This is a genomic window from Haloferax chudinovii, assembly GCF_042663345.1.
Classification (GTDB): Archaea; Halobacteriota; Halobacteria; order Halobacteriales; family Haloferacaceae; genus Haloferax; species Haloferax chudinovii.
In genome coordinates this window covers 22,086-28,872 of the sequence record NZ_JBHTAB010000016.1, presented here as the reverse complement: position 1 = coordinate 28,872, position 6,787 = coordinate 22,086, and the positions used below count along the sequence as shown (strand labels likewise).

The 6,787-nt window shown below is 61.0% G+C and carries 5 protein-coding genes; 4 read left to right on the top strand and 1 reads right to left on the bottom strand.

Annotation, left to right across the window (positions count from 1 at the left end):
• Positions 1–119: integrase core domain-containing protein (locus tag ACFQI8_RS19245; RefSeq protein WP_390247677.1), on the top strand; the 119-nt coding region annotated here is incomplete at its 5' end.
• Positions 120–809: 690 nt separating this feature from the next.
• Here ACFQI8_RS19245 and ACFQI8_RS19240 read toward each other — a convergent pair.
• A complete protein-coding gene (locus ACFQI8_RS19240) occupies positions 810–2,219 on the bottom strand; it encodes an SLC13 family permease (RefSeq protein ID WP_390247673.1) in 1,410 nt (469 codons plus the stop codon).
• A 110-nt stretch (positions 2,220–2,329) separates the two neighbouring features.
• Here ACFQI8_RS19240 and ACFQI8_RS19235 point away from each other — a divergent pair, with 110 nt between their 5' ends.
• From ACFQI8_RS19235 to ACFQI8_RS19225, 3 genes are all read left to right on the top strand, one after another.
• Positions 2,330–3,403, top strand: coding sequence for a cupin domain-containing protein (locus ACFQI8_RS19235; RefSeq protein WP_390247671.1), 1,074 nt, complete (start codon positions 2,330–2,332; stop codon positions 3,401–3,403).
• Between the two features lie 119 nt (positions 3,404–3,522).
• A complete protein-coding gene (locus tag ACFQI8_RS19230) occupies positions 3,523–3,702 on the top strand; it encodes a hypothetical protein (RefSeq protein ID WP_390247669.1) in 180 nt (59 codons plus the stop codon).
• Positions 3,695–6,769: an FAD-binding and (Fe-S)-binding domain-containing protein gene (locus tag ACFQI8_RS19225; protein WP_390247667.1), complete on the top strand. Its 3,075-nt coding sequence runs from the start codon at positions 3,695–3,697 to the stop codon at positions 6,767–6,769. Before ACFQI8_RS19230 ends, ACFQI8_RS19225 begins: the two co-directional genes overlap by 8 nt.
• Positions 6,770–6,787 lie beyond the last annotated feature (18 nt).

Genomic DNA, 6,787 nt, shown 5'->3' with positions numbered 1-6,787 from the left:
CATGGGTGGGCAGTCGGCTGAGCGTCCGCCGGTGGCTTGCAGTGTTCGTTCATTACTATAACTTTCAGCGACCGCATCAATCGCTCGACGGACGACCGCCAGCTCAGGAGGTTAACTAGACAGTGCCACAATTAAGAACAACTCAGAGACCAGTTATTGCGAGTGGTTTCGTTGGGTGGTCTGTTCATAGAGTTTGTATTGATTAGAGACGTGGTGTAGACAACTGTCGTCCTGGAGTGCCACATACTGACTTCGATATATGCGACTATGATGTCGAGTTTAATTACAACAATAGGTTCGTAATTGTTTACCCGGGTCACGAAACTTAGCCAGATCACCGGCTCAAAGTCATACAATATTCGCGAGTATCGACGACGCTCTCGCATTTCAGATACTTCGCAAATATGGGGATATGCGGCCTCTCAGTCCACTTTCTGGTTCAGAGAATCGATTCGGGCGAGTTGTTTCGATATAATCGAAGTTAAGATGACTCTCAAACAATTGGCTGAAAAGGTGGTTCACAGTCTGGTTGATGATTGGTAGAGTGTGAAAGTAGTATAGTGCCACCCGCTACGCTGGTCAATAGGTTCGACAGATACGAAATGAAATCCTCACGCCGATTACCATCTGGACTGTTCTCAATGACTGCCCTGTTGCTCTCAAATGGGGTTAGGAGACCGAGAAAGCAGATACATGAATGCCCTCATCTATTTGATCTCGATTCGATATCGATGAACCACCAATCACACGGCTTGAATTGTGGTGTCAAACGAGACCATGAATCGATACTCCGAAAGGACGAGACGGTTTTAGTACAAGACGAGAAACACGCCAATCTGTATCGGAACGAGCGTCAAAAGGGTCAGTACAGCGATAGCACTTGATACTCGCGTCAGTTCGACAGTATCGACAACACCCATTCCAAGGATTGCCACGAGAACTGCCGACTGGTACGGGAAGAAGTAGGTGTTGAGTGCGACGGCCTCCATCATCGCGATGGGAACCAACGGGACACCGACAGTACTCGAAAACGAAACGAGTATCGGCGTGAGAACGCTGGCAACGGCGAGCCCTTCCATCACCAGCGTGAGAAGTTGCGAGACGATGACGACAAACACGAGCACGAGCGGGAGAGACACGTCGGCGGGGAGCTGTGAGAGGAGTGTTTCGGCGGCCAGATTGGTGAAGCCGGTCTGTTGGAGACCGGCCGCGATTGCGAAGATAGCGCCGAAAAAGAACAGAATCGAGAGATCTGCCTCTCCGACGGCATCGGGGTCGACGACGCCTATCTTCGGAGCGAACGCCAAGAGTGCGACTACGAGCGCACCGAAAAGCGGGTGCAGTCCGTGTGCGAAGTCCGTCACCCAGATAGCCACACCGACGAGGAGGAAGACGAGCATCCGCAACTGTTCGGCCGTCACGCTCACGCTCTCGGCGCGTTTCGGAGCGTCGAGAGCGTCGGCGTCTCGCGGCCGGTAGAGCAGATAGATGACAGCGATGACCACCAGAACGCGACCGAGGCCCATTACCGGAGCGAGCCAACGGAGCCACTCGGTCCACGAGATGGACACCCCGGCGGCCGATTCGACGAGGCCAGTCACGATGATGTTTGCGAGGGACCCGGTCAGGACCCCCGAAGAACCGTAAAACGTTGCGAACAGCGGCCCGAGGAAGATTCCTATCTTCGCCCGCCGCTCCGTGAAGATGTCTCCGAGGGAAAGCAGTATCGGGCCGAGTATGAGCACCCGAACGAGCGAAGAAGGAATCAGGACGGCCAGCGCGAGGCTGGCGAGACAGGAAGTGACGAGAAGATATCGAAACGCCGTGGTGGCGTCGGTCGACGCGGCGTCCGACAGCCGAGCGCGTGCGAGTTCTTCGACCAACCCCGCCAGTCCGCTCTGACGGGAGGCCTCACCGACGAGAATACCGACGGCGACCAGCCACGTCGCCGGTGAGCGAAATCCCGTCAGCGCTAGCGCTGGTGAGAACGCGACGCCGATGAGTCCAATGCCGACAAGCGCGGTGAACCACGGCTCAACCGGGGACCGGACCCACAGCATGATACAGAATACGGTGATCGCGAGCATCGTACTCGCGTCTCTCGCAAGCGGGGCGAACTGAAAGACGGCCACGGCGGCGAACGCTCCGACAAGCGGTGATAGCCACGTAGGGTCGACGCCAGAGACGTCGACGGCCGACCAACGCGAGTTATCCGACATTGTGCGTCAGTAGACAGAGTCGACACCAATGATTCTATCGGGCGTGTTACGCGGTCGAGGGGCGACTCGTCTCCCATAGACTTATTGCGAAACTGTACCAACACCGTGCTATGGCACGGCAAGAGCCAGAAGACCTCTTAGAGATGAGTGCTGGGACGCGAAGTATCCTCGAGGAACACGACCTCCGTCCGCTGTGGGAAGTCGAAGACGACATGGGTCACGTCCTCGACGACCCCGAGTCGGATATCTGGAAGTGGGAAGACATCCAGACCGCTATCGACGCCATCGAGGACGACGTTCCGATTGCCGACCTCCCGCCGGGGTTCCAGCGGCGCGTCGCCGTTCCCATCAACACGGCGAACGCCATCTCGAACACCATCTACGTCGGGATTCAAACGGTCTCGCCGGGTGAGACTGCACCTGCGCACCGACACGGGGCGAACGCGCTTCGGTTCACTATCGACGGACACGAGGACATGAAAACCGTCGTCGCGGGCGAGGAGTTCCCGATGAAGGACAACGACCTCATCACGACGCCGCAGTGGGAGTGGCACGACCACGTCAACGACGGCGACGAGACGGCCGCGTGGCTCGACGTGCTCGACCTCCCGCTCGTCCTCGACTCGCTCAACGCGAAAAACACCTTCGAGTATCACGAGCTGGACCGCCAGCCGGTCACGAAGACGCCGGGGTACTGGGAGTCACAGTACGGGCGTGCCCGCGACTACGACGAGACGAAGCGAGACGGCATCCCCGGTCCGTTCGAGGGTACGTGCGAGGCGACGCCGCCCTACCGGTTCGGGTGGGACGACACCCTGGAAGCGCTCCGCCAGCGCGCCGACAACGACACCCCGGACCCGCACGACGGCTACAGTCTCTCGTACGTCAACCCAGCGTCGGGGAAGCCGCCGCTGTTTCCGACGATGTCGTTCCGCGCGCAGTTGCTCCAAGCGGAGACTGACCCGCACTTCCACAACGCGACCGAGGTGTACTTCGTCATCGAGGGTGAAGGCGCGACGCATGTCGGCGACGAAGCGCTGGAGTGGAGCCAGTGGGACGTGTTCGTCGTCGCACCGGATGAGATTCATCACCATGAGCCGGATGGTGAGGCCATCCTCCTCGGGATGACCGACCGTCCCGTGTTCGAGGCGTTCAACCTCTACGCCGAGGCGGCACCACAGTAATCGCGGCTGTCGGCGAGCGTTCAAGCACTACGGACGACGGCTGTTACTGCTAAGAGATATTTCATACGTTGTTTTACTGCAGGTGGTAGGCTTATGTACTCGGCGCTACGACGACGTGTATGGCGGAGTTCGAGAACCCCTACGCACAGGCAAATCCATTTGTCCGAGCGCATTTCGACTGTTTGAACTGTGGCGGAAAACTCTGGGAGTACGCCATTCAAGACCGAATGGTGTGCGAGGACTGCCGCGAACTGTTCGACTCCTCAGAGATATTTGACGAATCAATCGCCCATGAGTAACCGTATAGACCAACGCGGCACGTCTGCTGATCACACCGACGAACGGCCGAACTACGACCACGTGTCGAACGACGTCAAGCGGCCGGCGCTCGTCTCCGACCTTCGCGAGCGAGTCGCCGGCGACGTTCGGTTCGACACGTACACGCGGCAGTTGTACGCGACCGACGCGAGTGCGTACGAAGAGACGCCCATCGGCGTCGTATTCCCGACGTCGACCGAAGACACCGCCGCCGTCGTCTCTTACTGCTCCGAACGGGGAATCCCAGTCCTCCCCCGGGGGGCTGGAACGAGTCTGGCCGGACAGGCGGTCAACGAGGCCGTCGTCCTCGACTTCACCCGGTACATGGACACTGTCGTGTCGGTCGATGCGGATGCTCGGCGCGCGCAGGTGCAATCCGGCGTCGTCCTCGCGGAACTCAACGAGGCGCTGTCCACGCACGAACTGAAGTTCGCACCCGACCCCGCGGCCGGCGACAGGAGCGTCATCGGCGGTGCCATCGGCAACAACTCGACCGGCGCGCACTCGCTCAAGTACGGGAAGACCGACGCGTACGTCGAGGAATGTGAGGTCGTCTTGGCCGACGGGACGGTCGCAACGCTCGGCGAGACGGACCTCGATGAACTCCGAGAGCGCGCCGACAGCGACGGCACGCTTCTCCAACGCGTGTACGCCGAAGTCGTTCGCATCGTCGACGACGAAGCCGAGGAGGTCAGAGCGCGGTTCCCCGAGTTGAAACGCAACGTGTCCGGGTACAACTTCGACGTTCTCGTGGAAGAAGCCGAGACGGGGACGGTCAATCTCGCGCGCCTCATGGCGGGAAGCGAAGGGACGTTAGCGGTCGTCACCGAAGCCACGGTCGCCTTAGAGCCGGTCCCCGTGACGAAATCGGTCTCACTACTGTTCTACGAGAGCGTGCTCGACGCCGTGACCGACGTGCAGTACGTCCTCGAACACGACCCCGCGGCCGTCGAACTCATCGACGACGTCCTCATCGGGTTGGCGCGGGAAACCGCCGATTTCGAGGAGATTGCCGCGCTCGTCCCGGACGACGCAGAGGCGGGACTGCTCGTAGAGTTTTATGCCGAGGACGACGGTCACGGACGGTCGCTGACCGCGGGGCTCCTCGCCGACCGCGTCTCCGAGGGAGCAGGGAATGGAAAACCTCCGGAGAACCGCCCCGACACCGAACAGACGTTCTCGTTCGCCGGGGTGGAAGCGCACAGCGAGGTCGACAGAGAACAGTTCTGGAAGCTTCGGAAAGCCGGCCTCCCAATCCTGCTCTCGCGGACGTCCGACGAGAAACACATCAGTTTCATCGAGGATTGTGCGATTCCCCCGGAGCACCTCCCCGAATTCGTCGAACGCTTCCAAACGCTACTCGAAGCCAAGAACCGCGACGTCGACGCGGCGTTTTACGCGCACGCCGGTCCGGGCGTCTTGCACGTCCGCCCGCTCGTGAACACGAAAGCCGCGGCGGACCGGCGGGACATGGTCGAGATTGCCGACGCTGTGACCGACTTCGTGGTCGAACTCGGCGGGAGCGTCTCCGGCGAACACGGCGACGGTCGCGCGCGGACGCAATGGAACCGCAAACTGTACGGTGACGCGCTCTGGAACGCCTTCCGTGACCTGAAGACCGCGTTCGACCCCGACTGGTTACTCAACCCCGGCAACGTCTGTGGCGACCACGATATGACCGAGCACCTCCGGTACGACGGCGAGTACACCTACGACGCCGGATTCGAGCCATCGCTCAACTGGGAGAACGAAAACGGCATGCAGGGGATGGTCGAACTGTGCCACGGCTGTGGTGGATGTCGTGGTGGCCAAGACACGTCCGGGGGCGTGATGTGTCCGACGTACCGCGCCGCCGACGAAGAGATTACGACGACGCGGGGGCGCGCGAACCTCCTTCGGCAGGCGATGAGTGGGGACCTACCCGACGACCCGACAGACGACGAGTTCGCCGAGGAGGTGCTCGACCTCTGTATCGGCTGTAAGGGGTGTGCCCGCGACTGTCCGAGCGAAGTCGACATGGCGAAACTGAAGACCGAAGTCATGCACGTGCGTCACCAAGAACAGGGGTCGAGCCTCCGCGACAAGCTCTTTGCGAACTTCGACGCATTGGCTCCCCTCGGGAGCGCGCTCGCCCCGATTTCGAATCTCGCACAGTCGATTCCGGGAGCGAGAACGATTGCGGAGAAGACGCTCGGAATCGCACGCGAGCAGGCGCTTCCGGAGTTCCAACGCGAGACGGTACGTGATTGGTTCGAGAGCCGCGGCGGCGCGCGCGTCGCCGAGAGCAACGCCGAGCGGAAGGCGGTCTTCTTCGCGGACAGTTACACCAACTACAGTCACACGGAGGTCGGAAAAGCGACGGTTCGTGTCCTTGAGGCCGCCGGCGTCCACGTCCGGTTAGCTGAGCGCACCGATAGCGGTCGCCCGGCGCTCTCGAAGGGGTTCGTCGAGAAGTCGCGCGACGCGGTCGAAAGCAACGTCGCGGAACTCGCACCGTACGTCAGAGACGGCTGGGACGTCGTCCTCGCCGAGCCGTCCGACGCGGTGATGTTCCAGTCTGACGCGCTCGACTTATGCGATGGCCCCGCCGTCGAATCCCTCGCGGCGAACGCCTACGGGGTTTGCGAATATCTCGACGCCTTCCGGCTCGGCGAGAACGTCGACTGGGAGCCGACGACTGAGTCGGTCGCCTACCACGGTCACTGCCACCAGAAGGCGGTGAAGAAAGACCACCACGCCGTCGGTATCCTCCGGCGCGCCGGCTACGAGGTCGACCCGTTGGATTCGGGCTGTTGTGGCATGGCCGGGAGCTTCGGCTACGAGGCCGAGCATTACGCACTCAGCAAATCGATCGGCGAAATCTTGTTCGAGCAGATCGAGGCGAGTGAGGCGACTGCCGTCACGGCCCCCGGAACGTCCTGTCGGACGCAACTCAGCGACGACCGTCTCGAAGCAGTCACCACCGAAAGCTCGTTGTCTGGGACTGAACTCGACCGCGAGGAGCCGCCGACCCCGGTTGAACTACTCGACTACTGCCTCCCCAACTAACACAGGGCGCGTCGGGGT

Coding starts and splice junctions, on each gene's coding strand:
- ACFQI8_RS19240 (WP_390247673.1), bottom strand. CDS start 2,219: ATGTCGGATAACTCGCGTTGGTCGGCCGTCGACGTCTCTGGCGTCGAC.
- ACFQI8_RS19230 (WP_390247669.1), top strand. CDS start 3,523: ATGGCGGAGTTCGAGAACCCCTACGCACAGGCAAATCCATTTGTCCGA.
- ACFQI8_RS19225 (WP_390247667.1), top strand. CDS start 3,695: ATGAGTAACCGTATAGACCAACGCGGCACGTCTGCTGATCACACCGAC.
- ACFQI8_RS19235 (WP_390247671.1), top strand. CDS start 2,330: ATGGCACGGCAAGAGCCAGAAGACCTCTTAGAGATGAGTGCTGGGACG.